This window comes from Pseudomonas sp. FFPRI_1 (genome assembly GCF_055384485.1).
This window is the reverse complement of sequence record NZ_AP029168.1, coordinates 5,950,398-5,969,690: the sequence shown is the minus strand read 5'-3', so window position 1 is coordinate 5,969,690 and position 19,293 is coordinate 5,950,398. Positions and strand designations below refer to the sequence as shown.

Sequence of the window (19,293 nt, the reverse complement as noted above, 5' to 3'; positions counted from 1 at the left end):
AGTAATTCGTTTCCCAAGGGAATTCCCCTGTCTACCGCGGACCTTGCCGGTCCCGCAGCCGAGGCCAGATGTGATGAGCGTGATCGATCTTCGTAGTGACACCGTGACCCAGCCCACCCCAGGCATGCTCGATGCCATGGCCAGTGCTCGCACGGGGGACGATGTGTACGGTGAAGATCCGACGGTCAATCAACTGGAAGCCGAACTGGCGCAGCGTCTGGGCTTTGCTGAGGCTCTGTTCGTCCCTTCCGGCACCATGAGCAATCTGTTGGCGCTGATGGCTCATTGCGCCCGTGGCGACGAATACATCGTCGGGCAGCAGGCCCATACCTATAAGTACGAAGGGGGCGGTGCAGCGGTACTGGGATCGATCCAGCCGCAGCCGCTGGAAGTCCAGGCGGATGGTTCCCTGGACCTGGCCCAGGTGGCAGAGGCGATCAAGCCCGACGACTTCCATTTCGCCCGCACGCGCTTGCTGGCCCTGGAAAACACCATGCAGGGCAAAGTGTTGCCGCTGACCTACCTGGCCCGGGCGCGGGCCTTTACCGCTGAACGCGGCCTGGCCCTGCACTTGGATGGCGCGCGGTTGTACAACGCGGCGGTCAAGCTGGGGGTGGATGCCCGGATGATTACCGAGCATTTCGATTCGGTGTCGGTGTGCCTGTCCAAGGGGCTCGGCGCGCCGGTGGGTTCGGTGCTGTGTGGCTCTGGCGAGTTGATCGGCAAGGCGCGGCGCCTGCGCAAGATGGTCGGTGGCGGCATGCGCCAGGCCGGCAGCTTGGCGGCGGCAGGGCTGTATGCCCTGGATCATCAGGTGCAGCGCCTGGCGGATGACCATGCCAATGCCCAGCTGCTGGCAGAAGGGTTGCGCCAGGCGGGCTACAGCGTCGAGCCGGTGCAGACCAACATGGTGTATGTGCAGATGGGCGAGCGGGCCGAGGCGCTCAAGGCGTTTGCCGCCGAACGCGGGATCAGGCTCAGCGCCGCCTCGCGGCTGCGCCTGGTCACTCATCTGGACGTGGATCGTGGGCAAATCGAGCAAGTGGTGAGTGCTTTTACCGAGTTTTCCCGTAACTGACAGTGTTCTCCGTCCAATTGACTGTTTGTATCGTACAAACACGCTGTACCTAGTGATTAACGCCGATATAATGCGGCCCTTTGCCGTCGTTTCGTCTGTTGACGTTGCGCACAGGCCTTTGGCCGCAGTCTCCGTGGAAGAACCTAATGAAAAGCGCAGAAATCCGTGAAGCCTTCCTTCGCTTCTTCGAAGAGCAAGGCCACACCCGTGTAGCCTCCAGCTCTTTGATCCCTGGCAACGATCCAACCCTGCTGTTCACCAACGCGGGGATGAACCAGTTCAAGGACTGCTTCCTGGGCCAGGAAAAGCGCGCCTATACCCGCGCTGTCAGCAGCCAGAAGTGCGTTCGCGCCGGCGGCAAGCACAACGACCTGGAAAACGTCGGTTATACCGCCCGTCACCACACCTTCTTCGAAATGCTGGGCAACTTCAGCTTCGGTGACTATTTCAAGCGCGACGCCATCACCTTCGCCTGGACCTTTCTGACTTCCGACCAGTGGCTGAACCTGCCCAAGGAAAAGCTCTGGGTCACTGTCTACGCCAGCGATGACGAGGCCTACGACATCTGGACCAAAGAGGTCGGGGTGCCGGCCGAGCGCATGGTTCGCATCGGCGACAACAAAGGCGCGCCTTACGCCTCCGACAACTTCTGGACCATGGGTGATACCGGCCCGTGTGGCCCTTGCACCGAGATCTTCTACGATCACGGCGCCGACATCTGGGGTGGCCCACCGGGCTCGCCGGAAGAGGACGGCGACCGTTACATCGAGATCTGGAACAACGTGTTCATGCAGTTCAACCGTACCGCCGATGGCGTGCTGCATCCGTTGCCGGCGCCGTCGGTGGACACCGGCATGGGCCTGGAGCGGATCAGTGCGGTATTGCAGCACGTGCATTCGAACTATGAAATCGACCTGTTCCAGAGCCTGCTGAGCGCATCGGCCAAGGCCATTGGGTGCAGCAACGATGCCCAGGCCTCGCTGAAAGTGGTGGCCGACCATATCCGTTCCTGCGGTTTCCTGATTGCCGACGGTGTGCTGCCTTCCAATGAAGGCCGCGGCTACGTGCTGCGCCGGATCATTCGTCGCGCTTGCCGTCATGGCAACAAGCTGGGGGCCAAGGGCAGCTTCTTCTACCAGATCGTCGCGGCCCTGGTGGCCGAGATGGGTGATGCCTTCCCTGAGCTGAAATCCCAGCAGGCGCATATCGAGCGCGTGCTCAAGGCCGAGGAAGAGCAGTTCGCCAAGACCCTGGAGCAGGGCCTGAAGATCCTCGAGCAGGACCTGGCCGAACTCAAGGGCTCTGTGGTACCGGGTGACGTGGTGTTCAAGCTGTACGACACCTACGGTTTCCCGATGGACCTGACCGGCGACATCGCCCGCGAGCGCAACCTGACCCTCGATGAGGAAGGTTTCGAGCGCGAGATGGAAGCCCAGCGAGTGCGGGCCCGCTCGGCCAGTTCCTTCGGCATGGACTACAACAGCCTGGTCAAGGTCGATGTGGCCACCGAGTTCACCGGCTATCACGCCACCAGCGGCTCGGCCAAAGTGATTGCCCTCTATAAGGAAGGACAAGCGGTCGACGTGCTGAGCGAAGGCGAAGAAGGCGTTGTGGTCCTCGACCAGACGCCGTTCTATGCCGAATCCGGTGGCCAGATCGGCGATTGCGGGTTCTTGCAGGCCAGTGATGCGCGTTTTGATGTGCGCGACACCACCAAGACGGGCGGCGCGTTCCTGCACCACGGGGTATTGGCCAAGGGCAGCCTGACCATCGGCGCCCCGGTTGAAACCCAGGTGGACGCAGATGTGCGTCACGCCACCTCGCTGAACCACTCGGCCACGCACTTGCTGCACGCTGCATTGCGCCAGGTACTGGGCGATCACGTACAGCAGAAAGGCTCCTTGGTGGACAGTCAGCGCCTGCGTTTCGACTTCAGCCATTTCGAGGCGATCAAGCCCGAGCAGATCAAGGCGCTGGAAGACATCGTCAACGCCGAGATCCGCAAGAACACCGCGGTGGAAACCGAAGAAACCGACATCGACACCGCCAAGAAGAAGGGCGCCATGGCGCTGTTCGGCGAGAAGTACGGTGACAGTGTGCGCGTACTGAGCATGGGTGGCGATTTCTCGGTGGAGCTGTGTGGTGGTATCCACGCCAACCGTACCGGCGACATCGGCCTGCTGAAAATCACCAGCGAAGGTGGTGTCGCCTCCGGCGTGCGGCGTATCGAGGCGGTCACCGGTGCTGCAGCCCTGGCGTACCTGAATGCTGCGGAAGAACAACTCAAGGAAGCGGCGTCCCTGGTCAAGGGCAGCCGCGACAACCTGATCGACAAGCTGTCGGCAGTGCTCGAGCGCAATCGCCTGCTGGAGAAGCAGCTCGAGCAGTTGCAGGCCAAGGCGGCCAGCGCTGCCGGTGACGATTTGTCTGCGCAAGCGGCGGACGTCAAGGGCGTGAAAGTCCTGGCTGCGCGTCTCGACGGCCAGGATGGCAAGGCGCTGCTGGCGCTGGTGGATCAGTTGAAAAACAAACTCGGCCGCGCAGTGATCCTGCTCGGCAGCGTCCATGAGGAAAAGGTCGTACTGGTTGCCGGTGTGACCAAGGACCTGACTGGCCAACTCAAAGCCGGTGATTTGATGAAACAAGCCGCTGCGGCAGTGGGCGGGAAGGGCGGTGGTCGTCCAGACATGGCCCAGGGCGGTGGTGTTGATGCCGCTGCGCTGGATGCCGCACTGGCCCTGACCGTGCCATTTGTCGAGCAGGGTATTTAAGGCGCCGAGCCGGGCCCGTCGTCTAGTGGCGGGTCCTTCGCTGTGCAGTTTGATTGATTAACGGGCGCCCCTTTACGGGCTGAGGCGGCTTAGAAAATGGCTTTGATCGTACAGAAATTTGGAGGCACTTCGGTCGGCTCTGTCGAGCGGATCGAGCAAGTCGCCGACAAGGTGAAGAAATTCCGCGAAGCCGGCGACGACCTGGTGATTGTGCTGTCGGCGATGAGTGGCGAAACCAACCGCCTGATCGAGCTGGCCAAGCAGATCAGCGGCGAAGACAAACCGGTTCCCCGTGAGCTGGATGTGATTGTTTCCACCGGCGAGCAAGTGACCATTGCCTTGCTGGCGATGGCGCTGATCAAACGTGGTATTCCGGCGGTCTCCTACACCGGTAACCAGGTACGGATCCTCACGGATAGCGCTCACAATAAAGCGCGAATCCTGCAGATCGATGATCAGAAGATTCGTGGCGATCTGAAAGCCGGTCGTGTGGTCGTGGTCGCCGGTTTCCAGGGCGTTGACGAGCACGGCAACATCACCACCCTGGGGCGTGGCGGTTCCGACACCACCGGTGTAGCGCTGGCCGCGGCCTTGAAGGCTGACGAGTGCCAGATCTACACCGATGTAGATGGCGTCTACACCACCGACCCGCGTGTGGTCCCCAAGGCTCAGCGCCTGGACAAGATCACCTTTGAAGAGATGCTGGAAATGGCCAGCCTCGGTTCCAAGGTGTTGCAGATCCGTGCGGTCGAGTTTGCTGGCAAGTACAACGTTCCGCTGCGCGTGTTGCACAGCTTTCAGGAGGGTCCGGGCACCCTCATTACTATTGATGAAGAGGAATCCATGGAACAGCCGATCATTTCCGGCATCGCCTTCAATCGCGATGAAGCCAAGCTGACTATCCGTGGCGTGCCAGACAATCCTGGCGTGGCCTTCAAGATTCTTGGCCCGATCAGCGCGGCGAACATTGAAGTCGACATGATCGTGCAGAACGTTTCGCACGATAACACCACCGATTTCACCTTCACCGTGCACCGCAACGACTACCTGGCAGCCCAGACCGTGCTGGAAAACACCGCGCGTGAAATCGGTGCCCGGGAAGTGGTGGGGGATACCGATATCGCCAAGGTTTCGATCGTTGGCGTCGGCATGCGCTCCCATGCGGGTGTTGCCAGCCGCATGTTCGAAGCATTGGCTAAAGAGAGCATCAACATCCAGATGATCTCCACCTCCGAAATCAAGGTTTCGGTAGTGATCGAAGAGAAGTACCTGGAGTTGGCAGTACGTGCACTGCACACTGCGTTCGAGCTTGACGCTCCAGCCCGACAGGGCGAGTGATAGGTGTTTGAAAGGGGCGCGGTCTGACCGCGCCCTTTGTGTTTTTGATTGGCATGGGCGCAAAACTGTTCTTTTGCCCGTGCTAGTCAATACTTAGGCGTGTAGGACTGCTACCGATCTGGTTGTAGGCCGACACCCTTTTTTTTGCAGACTGTTGTCCCTGAAAATGTAATGCGTGAGGAGAAAGGTATGCTGATTCTGACTCGTCGGTGTGCAGAAAGCCTGATCATTGGTGATGGCGAAATCACCGTGACCGTGCTCGGCGTCAAAGGTAATCAAGTGCGGATTGGTGTCAACGCCCCCAAAGAAGTGGCGGTTCACCGTGAGGAAATCTACCTGCGGATAAAGAAAGAGAAGGACGAAGAACCAAGCCATTAATTTTTATCGTTTTTTTTGTTTGCAAACGGGGAGAAAGCTGGTTAATATACGCCCCGTGTTGCGGAGAGCTGGCCGAGTGGCCGAAGGCGCTCCCCTGCTAAGGGAGTACACCTCAAAAGGGTGTCGGGGGTTCGAATCCCCCGTTCTCCGCCATTATTTGTTTAGTACGTTGTAATCTGGCTTCTTCTGTAAGTTGTTGAAATTACTAGAAAAAGTGCTTTACAAAAAGATTTAACGGCCTATAATGCGCGGCAACAAATGCACTCGTAGCTCAGCTGGATAGAGTACTCGGCTACGAACCGAGCGGTCACAGGTTCGAATCCTGTCGAGTGCACCATTTAAGAGTTGGTTGTAGTAATACAGTTAACTTGGCTTCAACCAGTTGTGGTCTGGTCTAAAAACACAAAATGCACTCGTAGCTCAGCTGGATAGAGTACTCGGCTACGAACCGAGCGGTCACAGGTTCGAATCCTGTCGAGTGCACCATACATCAAGAAGCCCGCATCGAAAGATGCGGGCTTTTTGCTTTCTGCTTTATCTCTCCTTCTGATGCGCTCAACTGGAACGGCCTCGTTCCGATAAAGTCGAATGCCTGTCTGGGCGCTTGCCTTCGGACTTTTTTCTTCGGGCGTGTGTTTTCTTTTTGCGCAAGGGCGTCGCAGTTTCATAGATTCGGGCGCTGCTCAGGTTTGTGCCGCAAGCGCTTGTTCTTGCCGCGATTTTTAGCGTTTAAAAGCGTCAGGCGGTGTATCATTGCGCCCGTCAGCCCCGCCGGGGCTTGTGGAATACCTCCATGGACTTACCCAGTAGTTACTCAGTATCCCGTTTTCACAATCATGAACTGACTGATTGATCCTTCCGGCGTGCTCCTCTGCTGGGAGTGGAGTTCGCCTATGACCGAAGTAGAAGTAAAGAAAACGCAGGAAAGCCTGCAGGACCGCCTCGCTCAAGTTGTTGAGCTGCTGCAGCGCCAGCGGGTGGTCGAAGACCTGACGCACCGTCAGGAAGGCCATCATCATGACCGGGTCGAGAACCTGGTCCATCGGCAGAACCTCGTCGAATTGCAACGCAAGCTCGATGACCTCCACTCCGCCGACGTTGCCTATATCCTTGAAGCCTTGCCTCTGGAAGAGCGCCTGACCGTATGGCAGTTGGTCAAGGCTGAGCGCGACGGCGATATTCTCCTCGAAGTATCCGATTCCGTACGTGAAACCCTGATCGCCGACATGGACGATCACGAGCTCCTGGCGGCTGCCAAGGAGATGGACGCTGACGAACTTGCTGATCTGGCTCCCGAGCTGCCGCGAGACGTCGTCCATGAGCTGATGGAGGCTCTTGACGGTCAGCAGCGTGAGCGCGTTCGCTCCGCGCTGTCCTACGACGAGGAGCAGGTCGGCGCGCTGATGGACTTCGAGATGGTGACCATCCGTGAGGATGTCAGTCTTGAAGTGGTGTTGCGTTACCTGCGTCGGTTGAAGGAGCTGCCGGGCCACACCGACAAACTGTTCGTGGTGGATTACGACGGCGTGCTCAAGGGCGTGCTGCCGATCAAGCGGCTTTTGGTCAACGATCCGGAGAAGAAGGTCGCGGACGTCATGGCCAGCGATCCGGTGAGCTTTCATCCGGATGAGGACGCCTACGATGCGGCCCAGGCATTTGAGCGTTACGACCTGATTTCGGCTCCGGTAGTCGACAAGAATGACAAGCTGATCGGGCGTTTGACCATCGATGAAATGGTTGACCTGATTCGTGAAGAGAGTGAGACCGAAGTCCTCAACATGGCCGGTCTGCGCGAGGAAGAAGACATCTTCGCTTCGGTGTGGAAATCCCTGCGTAACCGTTGGGCTTGGCTGGCTATCAACCTGATCACCGCTTTTGTGGCATCCCGGGTGATCGGTCTGTTCGAGGGTTCCATTGAAAAGCTGGTGGCGCTGGCGGCCTTGATGCCGATCGTTGCTGGTATTGGTGGTAACTCGGGCAACCAGACCATCACCATGATTGTCCGGGCAATGGCCCTGGACCAGGTCAGTACCGGTAATACATCGCGCCTGATGCGCAAGGAGTTGGCCGTGGCCTTGATCAACGGCCTGGTGTGGGGCGGTGTGATCGGTGTGGTGGCCTACATGCTGTATGGCAGTTGGTCGCTGGGGGTGGTGATGACGGCCGCCATGACCTTGAACCTGCTGCTGGCAGCGCTTATGGGGGTGCTGATCCCGATGACCCTGGCGCGCCTGGGGCGCGATCCGGCAATGGGTGCCAGTGTGATGATCACTGCGATGACCGACAGCGGCGGCTTCTTCATCTTTCTGGGGTTGGCGACGATCTTCCTGCTCTGAGCGAAACCTGATGTCGGATTTGCCCGTGAAGCGCCTTAATGGCGCTTCAGTGCTTTATGGCAGGCAAAAAAAAGCCAGCGGCTAGGCTGGCTTGAGCTTGCAAGATGGAATCAGGTGGCGTCTGCGGCCATTTCGGCGTCGTGGGCGATCAGCGAAACCAAAGCGTTCTGCTGGCGATGTGAAAGTTGGCGGAAACGTTGAAGCAGTTCGCGTTCATGCAAGGACAGTTCGGGGCTGTCCAGGCGCATGCTCAACTCTTCACCCAAGGCGCCTTCCTGAATAAGACTCTGTTCCAGGCGCGCGATGATTTCGGAGTTCATGCTGCGGTGATGATTGCGAGCCACCTCGGCAATGCGTTCACGCATCCCGTCGGGTAGACGTACGACGAACTTGTCAGCCGTACGGCTGGAATAAATTGCCTGTTTCAATGGGCGCATATATTTAACCGGTTAGTTCAGGGGAGCGGTTCTCGGAATTGGCCGCGGGCTGTCTTTTAGGACAAGCCTGAATGCCAAATGTTCAACCTGAATTGCTAAGAGGCCCGCATCATGCCTCAAAGTTGCCAGATCATTGGCGTCAATTCTGTGACAAATATTGAACTGGATAAAGGCGTTATGCCAGCACCAATTATCAGAAATGCGGACTGGTTTGAAAAGATCGCCAGGCCCGCGTCGTTGGCTGCATTCTCCCATCCGACGGGAGTGTCAGTGCACTGGCGAAGGTGCATGCTATGCAGATGAGTAGTGTGATCCCTGCCTGTTAGAGGATAGTGGCAAATGGCCGATTTACTAGTTGTGCTGTCCGTGGCGGCGCCCCATGCCGGGTAGACTTATTTATCTGATGGGGCCTTCAGGGGCCGGCAAGGATAGCTTGATTGATGCCGCCAGACAGCCTTTAAGTGTGTTGGGCTGTGATGTTGCAAAGCGCGTGATCACCCGTTCAGCCGAGTCAGTGGGCGAGGCGGCGACGGAGGTCACTGCCGAGGAGTTCGAGCAGAGGGTGCTGCGAGGGGATTTCTCCCTGTTCTGGCGGGCCAATGGCCTGGGCTACGGCATTCCAGTCGAGATTGACAGCTGGCTGGCCCAGGGGCGCCATGTCCTGGTCAACGGTTCCAGGGGGTATTTGCCCCAGGCGCGGGAACGTTATCCCGATCTGATTCCGATCGTCCTGACGGTCGATACAGAAGTCTTGCGTCGTCGTTTGCTGCGTCGAGCGCGGGAGAGTCTGACGGAGATCGAGCATCGCCTCAGGCGCAATGATCAGTTCGCCAATGCAGCTTGGCTTGATGAGGAGCATGTCCTGCGGTTGGACAACTCGGGTGCGCTGGAAGTGACTCTGGTGGGGCTGTTGGCCATATTGCGTGAGCAGGGAGTCAGCGCAGTACCGGATCGAACTTGATCTTGCGCCCGGCGAATAGCGCCAGCAGGAACACAGTCAGGCATGAGCCAAAAATGATCGGTGGAACATTCCCGAGGGTATTGTCAGGCAACGCCAGTACGGCGATACCGCTGAGCACTGTCATGACAAGCAGGCTTTTGGCTAGGGTGGACATAGGTGGCTCCTGAAGTCTTTCTCAAAATACCCAGCTCTCGGTGGGCAGGGGGGCGGGTTGCGATGGGGTCGATCCCTGGGTTACTTGGTTCACCTTTCCAGGCTGAACCTGGCTGGTCATTACGGCTAGCTGCGGTGTCTGGCGCTGGCTGTAGTGGGCGGTGGAGGATTCTGTAGGGGCGGCGTTATCTGCCGGTTGAAAGTGAAAGGCCACCAGCACGGCGATGGCTGCCGCATTCAAGATAAGCAGGGCGCTGGTCATGGGCATCATCTCCGTGGTGTTTACCCCTGATAAAGCAGCTCCCGTGCCAAGAGTGTAATGGCTAATAAAGTGTTTAAAAACAACAAGTTAAATTGATTTTGTGTGATGTGAAAGTTGCATTTTGCAATGGTGGCTTTTTGCAGTGATGCAATTTGCACGACTCTGCCTTGGAAAGAGGGTGAGGGCTAGCGCTGCTTCGTGCAAAAAGCCCTATGGATGACATGACAAATACAGCCTCGGCCGTTAACATGCACGCCGTCGTTTGCGCCGTGGCGTATCCGACATCCGCTGTCTTGTCTCAGTAGCTCAATTGGATAGAGCATCCCCCTCCTAAGGGGAAGGTTGGCAGTTCGAACCTGCCCTGGGACACCATATGTTCTGCCTCTTGTCGCCCGATTCCTGGCAGGTCAGTTTCCTGTGACCTCAGGCAGGCCGACAGGGCAAAAAAAGCCCCGCCGAGCGATGCTCGAGCGGGGCTTTTTTGTTGGCGCCTGCGCAGCCCTAGATTGGCTTGCTGTCGTGCAGTGCCGCTTCCTGGCGCAGGTGCAGCTATCCGTTTCCTTGTCGGTGCCGGGTTGGACGTCGTTGATTCATAAAGTTGTCGGACGCCTCCAACATGACTTGATGAGCTCACCGGTCCGGGGGATCAAGGCGAGGATAGCAAGTGCCCATAATCTGCCGTCGGGCAGGTCTGAGCAGTGCTAAATGGGTACGGTCATCAGTATTCTAGTGGTGTTCATGGGTTCTCTTGTGCTTCTGTCTGGCATGAAAAAGCTCAAGGCATTGCGGGTGCCTGGAGCTTGTTCGGTGGGGGCGTCTGACTTGTTCTATCTAGAATGCAACTTAAATGGCTGAACCCTCTGCCGGAGCATTTGAGCGTTCGCTGTACTGCTCTGGCCTTTAATCGTCCCATGCCGGCAGGTTATTTCTCCATCGCTGCTCAGCTTGCCGTTGGAGACAGTGCAGGCAGACCTCGCCAGGCGAGCTCACCCCAGCTGCCGCCTTGAGGGGCCAGCAGGCGCTCCAGGCTTGCCTCATCGAACTGTTTTCCCAGGGCGTCGGCCCTGAACGCTGCTACCCACTGCTGACGCCCGAGCATGAAGGCCCTGCCAAAGTCCTCCCAGCTGTTGAAGCAATCCTGGGCGCGTTGGGCGTTGAGCAACATGACTCGCCACCCGATCTCGGGTTCGACCCAGCCCATCAGCATTGCACAGCGGATAAAGAAGGCGCTGCGCACACAGGCAAAAGCCATGGCCGCGCGAGGGTCGTCGGTGGCGCTCAGCCCGTGTAGATCGACTCGAAACCACTGCTGTTCCAGGGTGCTGTTCAGGTGCCGGCTGACATCTTCGTCAGTAGCGTTGTTGCGCAAACCGATCTGATGCAGCAACGGTGTTCTGAGGGAGTCTCTTGCCTGATCCATGAAGTGGGTGGTGTCCGGGTCGAAGAATCCGGTCATCCCTGTGGCATCGACCATCGGTTGGGCCAGTCTCAGTGCCCAGCGTTTGCGGGGGGTGAATACCACCAGGGAGGTTGGCGGCTGGCGGTGCAGGTAGCGCCAGACCAGCCAGGCGCCGATGAGCAGTGCAATGATCGTCATCATCTGGGCTTCACCGTTCCCTGGCCTGCCAGGCGGTGATTTCCTCCGCCAGGGGAGAGGATATGCCTTTCCAGGGGACGCCTTCGGTATCGAAGAGCGGGCTGTCAGCCGGCTGTGGGTGCCCAGGGTGTTTTTTGAAAATGTGGCGGGTGGCGTACTTCACCGACGGTGCCTGGGGTGGGACCTCGAGCAGCAGGTCCGACTGGCGGGCTGCCACCAGCCACTCGACCATGGCTGAGGGCGCATCCAGCCGCGAGAACAATTGCGGGTAGCGGGCCACCAGGCGAGTTTGGGCCTCGGGATCGCTGACGGCCTCGATACGCAGCCATCCGGCCTCGGTACGCACGATACCTATGGCGATACAGTCGGCCGGTGTCTGTGAGTCGGTGTCCAGGGTGTTGAGAAGCAGCAGCAGGTCCTGGAAGTAGCGTTCGACCGGCGGTCGGTTCTGTTTGCCTTTGACTTGTTCCACGGTGAGTGATCCGCCGTCCTGGATGATCAGGTTGACGGTGATGTGGGGTTGGCCCTGGGCATCACGCAGACTGAACACACGCATGCCCTGTTGTTCCACTGCTTCGGCATAGCGCTCGCCGTAGCCGCCAGTCAAGGCGCGGCGGTTGGCGAACTGCCCCAGGCAGTGGCGCATCACGTAGCTTTCAAAGGCCATTTCGGCCCGCAGCAGCGGGCTATCCGGGCGCATCTCGACCCAGGTGTGCTCGGCGCAGGTCACGGCAACCCTCAGGGCTTGGTCCGAACTCTGGCGCCAGCCCTGGTCGACCCGGGCGGCCATCTGTGCATGTTCCTTCGCCCACAATGCCAGGGCTTGCGGGCAAGTGATGCGATCAAGCTTGCCTTCCAGTGCCGTGCCTTTGCGCGAAGTCAGGAATTCCACTAACTGGGCTTCCTGGTGCAGCAATTGCGGATCCTGAGGGTCAACCCAGACCAGCGGGACCGTCGCCGTCATGGCGTCTTCGGTCTGTGTCTTGGCGGCCGCGCTGAAATACCCGCTCACCCAGGCCGGCAAGAGGTCGGTGCCCATGGCAGCGGCAGCCTCTTCCTGGGTCAGGATCCGCCGCGCGGGTTCGAAGTTGCCTGCCAGATGTCGATAGAAATGATTCAGCAACCAGCTCTGCACCGGCCCCTCGTCGGTCCGCTCCTGGCTGCGCTGGCTGATGCCACGTTTCAGCTCATCGGCATTGAGCAGGTTGCGTGCGGCATAGCTGGAGGTGCGCAGGTCGACATTTACTTCCATATCTGCCACCAGCTTTTCTTGCCGGCGGGTTGCTCCGGTGATTGGAGCTCCAGCAGGATCTGTTCGGTCCTGGACCGGCACTGCACATCGTAGTCGTCGTCCGGACTGCACAGGGCCAGGGTTCGGGCGCAGTAGTCGATGGCCTCGGCGGTGCGTCCACGGGCTTTGAAGAAGTCCACCGCGCTGGACATGACCGAGACTTCGTTCATTTCCAGTACCAGGGGCTCATAGCGTTGCCAGAGGCTGTCGGCGTTGTCCGGGTAGGCGTGGGCCAGGTAGCGTGCCACCTTGATCCGGGCGAACAATGCCGAGCTGTCCAGTTGCTGGTCGCTGACACCTTGTTCTTGCTGCCACTTGAGCAGGCGTTCGAGCCAGATGAGAATCTCGCTGTCACGATCCAGCGAATACAGGGCGTAGACCACGGAGGTCATGTAGTCATTCGGGTCGTGACGGCTGTAGCCGAACCCCATCGAGTAGTGCCACAGCTGCTCTGCGGCTTCGACGATGCCGGCATGATCGTCCAGACGGATGCGGGCACTGAGCAAGCCGTTGTAGTGCTCGGCGAACGAGCTGGCGGCGATGCCGCGCTGGTGCAGGTCAATGGCATCCTGGAAGCGGTTCTGCTCGTTGTAGCAGCGGTAGTTGATCGCCAGGTTGTTGCAGAGCATGGAATACAGGTGTGCGCAGGCATCGTACGGATGACCGCTGCCGGTGGCGAAGTAGCGCTCCATGTGCGCCTGGCCCTGCTCGTAGGCGTCCCGCTGTGCTTCGTACAGCAGCGAGTAGGCTTCGTTTCGGGCTGCCGCCGGCAGCTTGTCTGCCTCGGCCTCCACCAGGTCATCAATGGTCAGGGCGTAGTTGTAGGCTTGCAAGCCGCTGGCCAGGATCGGTTTTGGCAGCTTCAGGGTTTCGATCACCCCAAGGCTTTCGACCCGGGCGGCAAACAGCGAAAAGGCACTGCGGTTGTCCTGCATGCGGCCAGCCTGGATGGCGTTCTGCAGCAGGCTGGCTTCGCTGGCAGCGTCGATCAGACCGCGCTCGGCATCGTGCACCGCGGCCAGGCGGTTGATCCAGGGATGCTCAGGGCTGCGACGCAGGGCTTCGGCCCGGGCTTCGGCAAACAACTGGTCCAGGGATTGTTGCTCGTCCATGACTGCATAGAGGCTTGCCAGCAACGCCGTGGTTTCGGACTCGATCGACTCGACGGTCGGCAGGGCCGAGATAAAGCTCTGCAGCACCTCTTGGTTGATGCAGGCGCGCATCACGCAGATCGGCCACCAGGCGCTGCGGTCTTCGGGATCTTGCAGGCGATGGAGGATCAGTCGCGCGGTGGCCGGCCAGATCTCGGTCTGCCGGTCATAGACATCGATGAAGGCGCGATGCCCGGCCTCTTCGATGCGACCGGCTTCGACCAGCCAGGGCAATTCATATTCGATGAAGTTGTTGCCACCGTCGGAGTCCAGGCTCAGGGCTGCGGCGTTGCGGATATTCAAGGCCCCGGCCAGGTTGCCCTGGGCATGCAGGGCGCGGGCCGCAAGGCGCGCAGTGCGTACTTCCCACTCACGGCGCTTGGGCAAGGAGAGATTAGCGGTCAATTGGGCGATGGGCTGTTCGAACAGCGCCAGGCGCAGCGGGATGATCTCGATCAGCGAGTTGCCCAGCCACAGCCAGTCGCCTTCATCGATGTCCTGATCGGGGCCGGCGGTGCGTACCGCGTTGACCGCCTCCAGCGCTGCATTGCGGGCTTCCTCATCACGCTCATGGAAGGCCAGGACCCGGGCGCGACGTCGATGCTGGTCGGCGGCATCCCAGGCTCGCAGCAGCGCCCGGGCGGGGTTGATCAGGGTCAGGGCGTAACGTACTTCGATGGTTTTCAGCGCGACTTCAGCGCTGCCTTGTTCCAGTTCGTCGAAGATCCGATAGCGGCGGTAGTGCTCGATGTCGAATTCCAGGGGGGCGGTTGCCATCTGTTGGAGCTGTTCGAGCACTTCCAGAAGGGCCGGAACGTCGTCGAGATAATGAGCAACCCGCAGGTGCAGGATGGCCAGGTTCATTTTCAGCTCGGCGCGGGCCGATGGCTGCATGGCTTGCAACAGGGCCTCGCCATCCTGGTCGATCACCGCCCTGGCCGCGGCCGGGTCACCGGCCTGCATCCACAGCACATGCAAGCGATCAATGGAGGCCAGGGAATCGGCTTGCAGCGGTTGTGCCTGCAACTGGCTCAGCAGCGTGTCGTTCTCCTGCTCCTGCTGTTGTGCCTCAAGGCGATCCATGAACTGTTCCAGTTCAATTGCGGTAATCGCTTTGCTGTTATGTGCCATCGTTAACTCCATTTGATAATGACCTGCGCATCGCGAGATGCACTGCCTGGCAGATCGGCACACGCCGTCGTCAGCTGTCATGCCGATCCGTCGACACCTGGGTCGCAGGCTTGTGAGGCCTGCGATGGATGGATCATTTGCCGATTGGCCGGCCTTGTGTGCGGCGCGGGTAGTGCAACAGAAACGATCGAGGTTGTAAGGCGCGCACGCTATCAGGTGATGTTTCAGAATCCAAGATATCAACGCGCGGCAGAGGCATTTTCAGCGGGTGTTTTCAGACTCAAGCCGAGGCTGGCGGCCTCTTGCGGCAAATGCTGGTCGAACTCTATAAGGGAATGCCAAACCCGGCCGATAACCTCAGTGGACAATTGTGTTCCCGGGTGGCGACGCGCATTGCGGCCTATGGGAAAGTGTTTGATGGCCCGTGGCCAGCAGTTATGATCGGCGCGCCAAAACCGGCTGTGATGCCGGCGGGTCCTTGTGTATATGGACTGATCTTCTTACTTGCCTGGAATCTTCGATGCTGGCGTATCACCAAAAGAGCTTTTTGATCGTCGATGATTTCTCGGACTTCCGCAGTTCGGTGCGTTCGATGCTGCGTGAGCTGGGCGTCAAGGATGTGGACACCGCCGACACCGGCGAGCAGGCCCTGCGCATGTGCGCGCAGAAGCGCTACGACTTCATCCTCCAGGACTATCACCTGGGCGACGGCAAGAAAAACGGCCAGCAGGTGCTGGAAGACCTGATGCTGGAAAAGCTCATCAGCCATGAAAGCGTGTTTCTCATGGTCACCGCCGAGAGCAGCCAGGCCATGGTGCTCAGCGCCCTGGAGCACGAGCCCGACGCCTACCTGACCAAACCTTTCAACCGCTCCGGCCTGGCTCAGCGCCTGGAGCGCCTGCAGCAGCGCAAGACCCTGCTCAAGCCGATTCTCCAGGCCCTTGATCGGGGCAAGCCGGTGGAGGTGCTCAATGCCTGCATCGCCCTGTGCAAGCAAGATCCACGCTATGCCCCGCTGTGCCTGCGCTATCGGGCGGATGCCTTGCGTGACATGCATCAGAACGAGGCCCTGGAGCGCCTGTACAACAGCATCCTGGCGGACCGGCCACTGCCGTGGGCCTATGTCGGGCTGGGGCGGCTGCTGTTCAAGCGTGGGCAGGTAGGTGAGGCCAAGGCGGTGTACGAAAAGGCCCTGAAGGCCTTCCCGATGATGCCGGGGCTCTATGACGGGCTGGCTGAAGTGCTGGTGGCCGAAGGCGACAACAAGCGTGCCCAGCATGTGCTGGAAGAGGCGGTACGGCTGTCGCCCCTGGCGGTTCGACGTCAGGCGCTGCTGGGCAAGCTGGCCATGGCCAACGAGGACTTTGACAGTGCATCCAGGGCCTATCGCCAGGCGGTATCCCAGGGCGCGCAGTCACGCTTCAAGGACCCGGAAAGCAACCTGGGCCTGGCCCATGCGCTGATCAGCAAGGGCAGTGAGAAGGGCCTGGACACGCGCACTCGCCTGGAGATCAACCAGACCCTGAGCGCGGTGGCCAAGGAAAACCCCACCGACCCGGGCCTGCAGATTCGCGCGCGGCTGATGAAGGCCACCAGTCTGTTGCTCAATGATGCGGAAACCGCAGAGAAACTCACCGAGCAGGCGTTGATGCGACTGGACGGCATGGAGCAGTTCATGAGCCCTGAAGCCGCCTTGCTGGTGGCCAAGCAGTTGCAGATGCTCGGTCAGGCCAGTGCCGGCGCGTCGATGTTGAAGAACTGTGCGGAAATCTACGGCGACGATCCGAAGGTGATGCAGAACATTGCCAAGCTGACCGACGATCCGACTATCCTCAGTTCTTCCAATGCGGCGGCCGACATCAACCGACAAGGCGTGCGCAGTTACAAGGGGGGCAATCTGGTCGAGGCTCGGGAATTGTTCCGCAAAGCCCTCGCCATGCAACCGAAGAACATCAGTATTGCCCTGAACATGGCGCAGTCGCTGCTGCATGGCGCGGACGCCAATCCGGATGCGGCACTTCTGGAGGAATGCCAGACGTGCCTGAAAATGGTCGGGATGATGCCCGATACCGATGCGCGCTACCCGCGCTACCAGAAGCTGCGAAGCAAGGCGTTTGGCCAATGATCGAAGAGCAACAGGCGCTCGACTTTTCCACGGTGATCGCCTCCACCGTACATGACATGAAAAATTCCCTGACCATGCTGATGCAGGCTCATGCGCAGTGGCTGGCGCGCGTGCCAGCAGAGCAGCAGGCGCCGGAGCAGGGCGTGATCGAGTTCGAGTTTGCACACCTCAACGGCATGCTGGTGCAGCTGCTGGGTCTGTACAAGCTGGGGGTCAATCAATTGCCACTGCAGCCGGCCTACCATGAGCTGGACGACTTTATCGAAGCCCAGTTGGTGAGCCATCAGGACGTGTTCAAGAGTCGCGGGATTTCCGCCACCTATGAGGTCGATCCGCTGAGCCCCCTGGGCTTTTTCGATCGCGAGCTGATTGCCTCGGTGCTGGCCAACTGCATCAACAATGCGATCCGTTATGCGCGCAATGCGTTGTTGATCACGGTCAGTGATGAAGAGGGGCAGGTGGTCCTGTCCATCAATGACGACGGTGAGGGTTACCCTCAGGCGATGATCGAGCGCCAGGTCGACTATGTGCAGGGCATCAATCAAAGCAGTGGCAGTACCGGGCTGGGGCTGTACTTCGCCGGGCGCATTGCCGAGCTGCACCAGCGTAACGGTGTGTGCGGGCACACGCGGATCAGCAATGGCGGCCCCTTGGGCGGTGGGTTGTTCAAGCTTTACCTGCCCTGAGCCGCTTTTTGCCGTCGGAGTCGATGAGCCCGCGGCTGTCCTGGTGCAGGCGCGCCGCCGAGCTGCGGTCTTCGTTGGTGCTGTCCGGCCTTTGTCGCTCTGCAACTGGCGGGAATGGGAGGGCTGTCGGGCAGGCCGGGGCGGTGTTGGGGATTTTATTCTTGTCTGCTTGAAATCTTGAACGGGTGGTGCGTATTTTGTACGGGTCGCCGTTCGCGGCTCGTATAACAACAAGGATTGAGTCATGACAACCGATGGCCACAGTTCACTCGCCGAGCGATTGACGGGCATTGATGAGATTGAGTGTGTCACTGCGGATTTGAATGGCGTGCCGCGGGGCAAGGTAATGACTGCCGAGGGCTTCCTCGAGGGGCGGCGCCTGCAGATGGCACGTGGGGTGCTGCTGCAGTGCATCATGGGCGGTTATCCGCCCGCACGTTTCTACGGCAGCGACGACGGCGACCTGGCACTCAATGCCGACCCCCGGCAGATTCATCGCCTGCCCTGGAGCCAGACGCCACGGGCGCTGGCCATCTGCGATGCGGATGAACTCAGTGGCGAGAGCTCGCGGTTGTCTACCCGTGGCCAGCTCAAGCAGGTGATCTCCCGTTATGCGGCCCTGGACCTGGCGCCGGTGGTGGCCACCGAACTGGAGTTCTTCGTGTTCGCCGCCAACGCAGACCCCGCGCACCCCTTCCAGCCGCCGCTGGGCCTGGATGGTCGACGGGAAGAAGGGCATTCGGCGTTCAGTGTCAGTTCCAACAACGGGCTGCGACCGTTCTTCAAGGAGGTCTATGAGTGCATGGCGGCCCTGGGCCTGCCGCGCGATACCTTCATGCATGAAATGGGTGTCAGCCAGTTCGAGATCAACCTGTTGCACGGCGATCCGCTGCTCTTGGCAGACCAGACCTTCCTGTTCAAGCACCTACTCAAGGAAGTGGCACTCAAGCATGGCCTGATCGTGGTCTGCATGGCCAAGCCCCTGGCTCACACGCCGGGCAGTTCCATGCATATTCACCAGAGCCTGGTGGAGATTGGTAGCGGCCGAAATGTTTTCAGTGACGAGGCCGGGCAGCCCACGGCGATGTTCCGTCATTTCATCGGTGGCCTGCAGGCCGGGCTGGCGGATTTCACTGCGTTGTTCGCCCCCAACGTGAACTCCTACCAGCGCTTGTGCCATCCTTACGCTTCGCCGAACAATGCGTGCTGGTCCCATGACAATCGGGCGGCCGGGTTGCGTATTCCGGCCAGTTCGCCAGTGGCGCGGCGAGTGGAAAACCGCTTGCCGGGGGCAGATGCCAATCCCTACCTGGCGATTGCCGCGAGCCTGGCGGCGGGCCTGCACGGTATCGAGAACGAGCTCGAGCCGGGGGCGGCGATCCAGGGCGAGTTCGAGGTGCCGGACAATTTGTCCCTGCCCTGTACCTTGCATGCGGCACTGGAGCGTCTCAAGCGTAGCCAGTTGGCCAGGGAACTGTTCGGCAGCGAGTTCATCGAAGGCTACATCGCTTCGAAGACCATGGAATTGACCAGTTTCTTTGATGAAATCACTCCCTGGGAGCGGCGTGTTTTAGCGGCCCAGGCATAACCGACACGTC

General features: G+C 59.7%; 15 protein-coding genes and 4 tRNA genes. 13 read left to right on the top strand and 6 right to left on the bottom strand.

Annotated elements, in window-relative coordinates; all coding sequences use genetic code 11:
* The first annotated feature begins 73 nt into the window (after positions 1–73).
* The 8 genes from ltaE (at position 74) to mgtE (ending at position 7,901) form a co-directional block, all read left to right on the top strand.
* Positions 74–1,078, top strand: coding sequence for a low-specificity L-threonine aldolase (gene ltaE, locus ACZ5BO_RS26515; RefSeq protein WP_464696979.1), 1,005 nt, complete (start codon positions 74–76; stop codon positions 1,076–1,078).
* Positions 1,079–1,224: 146 nt separating this feature from the next.
* Entirely contained in the window at positions 1,225–3,849 is a 2,625-nt protein-coding gene (alaS, locus tag ACZ5BO_RS26510) for an alanine--tRNA ligase (protein ID WP_464696978.1), read from the top strand.
* Positions 3,850–3,945: 96 nt separating this feature from the next.
* On the top strand, positions 3,946–5,187 hold the full coding sequence (locus ACZ5BO_RS26505; protein WP_025126955.1) for an aspartate kinase: 1,242 nt from the start codon (positions 3,946–3,948) through the stop codon (positions 5,185–5,187).
* A gap of 189 nt (positions 5,188–5,376) precedes the next feature.
* Entirely contained in the window at positions 5,377–5,565 is a 189-nt protein-coding gene (gene csrA, locus ACZ5BO_RS26500; RefSeq protein ID WP_002554426.1) for a carbon storage regulator CsrA, read from the top strand.
* 62 nt (positions 5,566–5,627) lie between these two features.
* Positions 5,628–5,718, top strand: a tRNA-Ser gene (locus ACZ5BO_RS26495).
* A 107-nt stretch (positions 5,719–5,825) separates the two neighbouring features.
* Positions 5,826–5,902 (top strand) — tRNA-Arg (locus tag ACZ5BO_RS26490).
* A gap of 72 nt (positions 5,903–5,974) precedes the next feature.
* Positions 5,975–6,051: transfer RNA gene (locus ACZ5BO_RS26485), tRNA-Arg, on the top strand.
* Between the two features lie 407 nt (positions 6,052–6,458).
* On the top strand, positions 6,459–7,901 hold the full coding sequence (gene mgtE, locus ACZ5BO_RS26480) for a magnesium transporter (RefSeq protein ID WP_025126956.1): 1,443 nt from the start codon (positions 6,459–6,461) through the stop codon (positions 7,899–7,901).
* Positions 7,902–8,011: 110 nt separating this feature from the next.
* Here the strand turns inward: mgtE and ACZ5BO_RS26475 are convergent, their stop codons facing one another.
* Entirely contained in the window at positions 8,012–8,338 is a 327-nt protein-coding gene (locus ACZ5BO_RS26475; protein ID WP_003204761.1) for an Arc family DNA-binding protein, read from the bottom strand.
* A gap of 379 nt (positions 8,339–8,717) precedes the next feature.
* Between ACZ5BO_RS26475 and phnN the strand changes: the two genes are divergently transcribed.
* Positions 8,718–9,299 (top strand): phosphonate metabolism protein/1,5-bisphosphokinase (PRPP-forming) PhnN, encoded by a 582-nt coding sequence (gene phnN, locus ACZ5BO_RS26470; RefSeq protein WP_464696977.1) that lies wholly within the window; start codon positions 8,718–8,720, stop codon positions 9,297–9,299.
* Here the strand turns inward: phnN and ACZ5BO_RS26465 are convergent.
* Both ACZ5BO_RS26465 and ACZ5BO_RS26460 read right to left on the bottom strand, forming a co-directional pair.
* Positions 9,274–9,453 (bottom strand): PA3371 family protein, encoded by a 180-nt coding sequence (locus ACZ5BO_RS26465; RefSeq protein ID WP_025126958.1) that lies wholly within the window; start codon positions 9,451–9,453, stop codon positions 9,274–9,276. The genes phnN and ACZ5BO_RS26465 overlap by 26 nt on opposite strands.
* A 21-nt stretch (positions 9,454–9,474) precedes the next feature.
* Complete coding sequence (locus tag ACZ5BO_RS26460; RefSeq protein ID WP_464696976.1) at positions 9,475–9,714, bottom strand: hypothetical protein; 240 nt, start codon at positions 9,712–9,714, stop codon at positions 9,475–9,477.
* A 295-nt stretch (positions 9,715–10,009) separates the two neighbouring features.
* Here ACZ5BO_RS26460 and ACZ5BO_RS26455 point away from each other — a divergent pair.
* A tRNA-Arg gene (locus tag ACZ5BO_RS26455) sits at positions 10,010–10,086 on the top strand.
* 568 nt (positions 10,087–10,654) lie between these two features.
* Here the strand turns inward: ACZ5BO_RS26455 and ACZ5BO_RS26450 are convergent.
* From ACZ5BO_RS26450 to ACZ5BO_RS26440, 3 genes are read right to left on the bottom strand one after another with little or no spacing between them, the layout of a single operon-like run.
* Positions 10,655–11,314, bottom strand: a complete 660-nt coding sequence (locus ACZ5BO_RS26450) for a DUF1266 domain-containing protein (RefSeq protein WP_464696975.1) — start codon at positions 11,312–11,314, stop codon at positions 10,655–10,657.
* Between the two features lie 7 nt (positions 11,315–11,321).
* Positions 11,322–12,563: a hypothetical protein gene (locus tag ACZ5BO_RS26445; RefSeq protein ID WP_464696974.1), complete on the bottom strand. Its 1,242-nt coding sequence runs from the start codon at positions 12,561–12,563 to the stop codon at positions 11,322–11,324.
* The gene (locus tag ACZ5BO_RS26440) at positions 12,554–14,884 is read right to left on the bottom strand and encodes a hypothetical protein (RefSeq protein ID WP_464696973.1); all 2,331 of its coding nucleotides are present in this window, start codon (positions 14,882–14,884) and stop codon (positions 12,554–12,556) included. Before ACZ5BO_RS26440 ends, ACZ5BO_RS26445 begins: the two co-directional genes overlap by 10 nt.
* Positions 14,885–15,404: 520 nt before the next feature.
* Here ACZ5BO_RS26440 and ACZ5BO_RS26435 point away from each other — a divergent pair.
* The 3 genes from ACZ5BO_RS26435 (at position 15,405) to ACZ5BO_RS26425 (ending at position 19,283) form a co-directional block, all read left to right on the top strand.
* Positions 15,405–17,009, top strand: coding sequence for a tetratricopeptide repeat-containing response regulator (locus ACZ5BO_RS26435; RefSeq protein WP_025126963.1), 1,605 nt, complete (start codon positions 15,405–15,407; stop codon positions 17,007–17,009).
* Positions 17,006–17,695: a sensor histidine kinase gene (locus tag ACZ5BO_RS26430; protein ID WP_025126964.1), complete on the top strand. Its 690-nt coding sequence runs from the start codon at positions 17,006–17,008 to the stop codon at positions 17,693–17,695. Before ACZ5BO_RS26435 ends, ACZ5BO_RS26430 begins: the two co-directional genes overlap by 4 nt.
* 346 nt (positions 17,696–18,041) lie before the next feature.
* A complete protein-coding gene (locus ACZ5BO_RS26425) occupies positions 18,042–19,283 on the top strand; it encodes a glutamine synthetase family protein (protein ID WP_464701385.1) in 1,242 nt (413 codons plus the stop codon).
* Positions 19,284–19,293: the final 10 nt, after the last annotated feature.

Coding starts and splice junctions, on each gene's coding strand:
- ltaE (WP_464696979.1), top strand. CDS start 74: ATGAGCGTGATCGATCTTCGTAGTGACACCGTGACCCAGCCCACCCCA.
- csrA (WP_002554426.1), top strand. CDS start 5,377: ATGCTGATTCTGACTCGTCGGTGTGCAGAAAGCCTGATCATTGGTGAT.
- ACZ5BO_RS26445 (WP_464696974.1), bottom strand. CDS start 12,563: ATGGAAGTAAATGTCGACCTGCGCACCTCCAGCTATGCCGCACGCAAC.
- ACZ5BO_RS26465 (WP_025126958.1), bottom strand. CDS start 9,453: ATGTCCACCCTAGCCAAAAGCCTGCTTGTCATGACAGTGCTCAGCGGT.
- phnN (WP_464696977.1), top strand. CDS start 8,718: ATGCCGGGTAGACTTATTTATCTGATGGGGCCTTCAGGGGCCGGCAAG.
- ACZ5BO_RS26440 (WP_464696973.1), bottom strand. CDS start 14,884: ATGGCACATAACAGCAAAGCGATTACCGCAATTGAACTGGAACAGTTC.
- ACZ5BO_RS26460 (WP_464696976.1), bottom strand. CDS start 9,714: ATGACCAGCGCCCTGCTTATCTTGAATGCGGCAGCCATCGCCGTGCTG.
- ACZ5BO_RS26450 (WP_464696975.1), bottom strand. CDS start 11,314: ATGATGACGATCATTGCACTGCTCATCGGCGCCTGGCTGGTCTGGCGC.
- ACZ5BO_RS26435 (WP_025126963.1), top strand. CDS start 15,405: ATGCTGGCGTATCACCAAAAGAGCTTTTTGATCGTCGATGATTTCTCG.
- ACZ5BO_RS26475 (WP_003204761.1), bottom strand. CDS start 8,338: ATGCGCCCATTGAAACAGGCAATTTATTCCAGCCGTACGGCTGACAAG.
- alaS (WP_464696978.1), top strand. CDS start 1,225: ATGAAAAGCGCAGAAATCCGTGAAGCCTTCCTTCGCTTCTTCGAAGAG.
- ACZ5BO_RS26430 (WP_025126964.1), top strand. CDS start 17,006: ATGATCGAAGAGCAACAGGCGCTCGACTTTTCCACGGTGATCGCCTCC.
- ACZ5BO_RS26425 (WP_464701385.1), top strand. CDS start 18,042: ATGACTGCCGAGGGCTTCCTCGAGGGGCGGCGCCTGCAGATGGCACGT.
- mgtE (WP_025126956.1), top strand. CDS start 6,459: ATGACCGAAGTAGAAGTAAAGAAAACGCAGGAAAGCCTGCAGGACCGC.
- ACZ5BO_RS26505 (WP_025126955.1), top strand. CDS start 3,946: ATGGCTTTGATCGTACAGAAATTTGGAGGCACTTCGGTCGGCTCTGTC.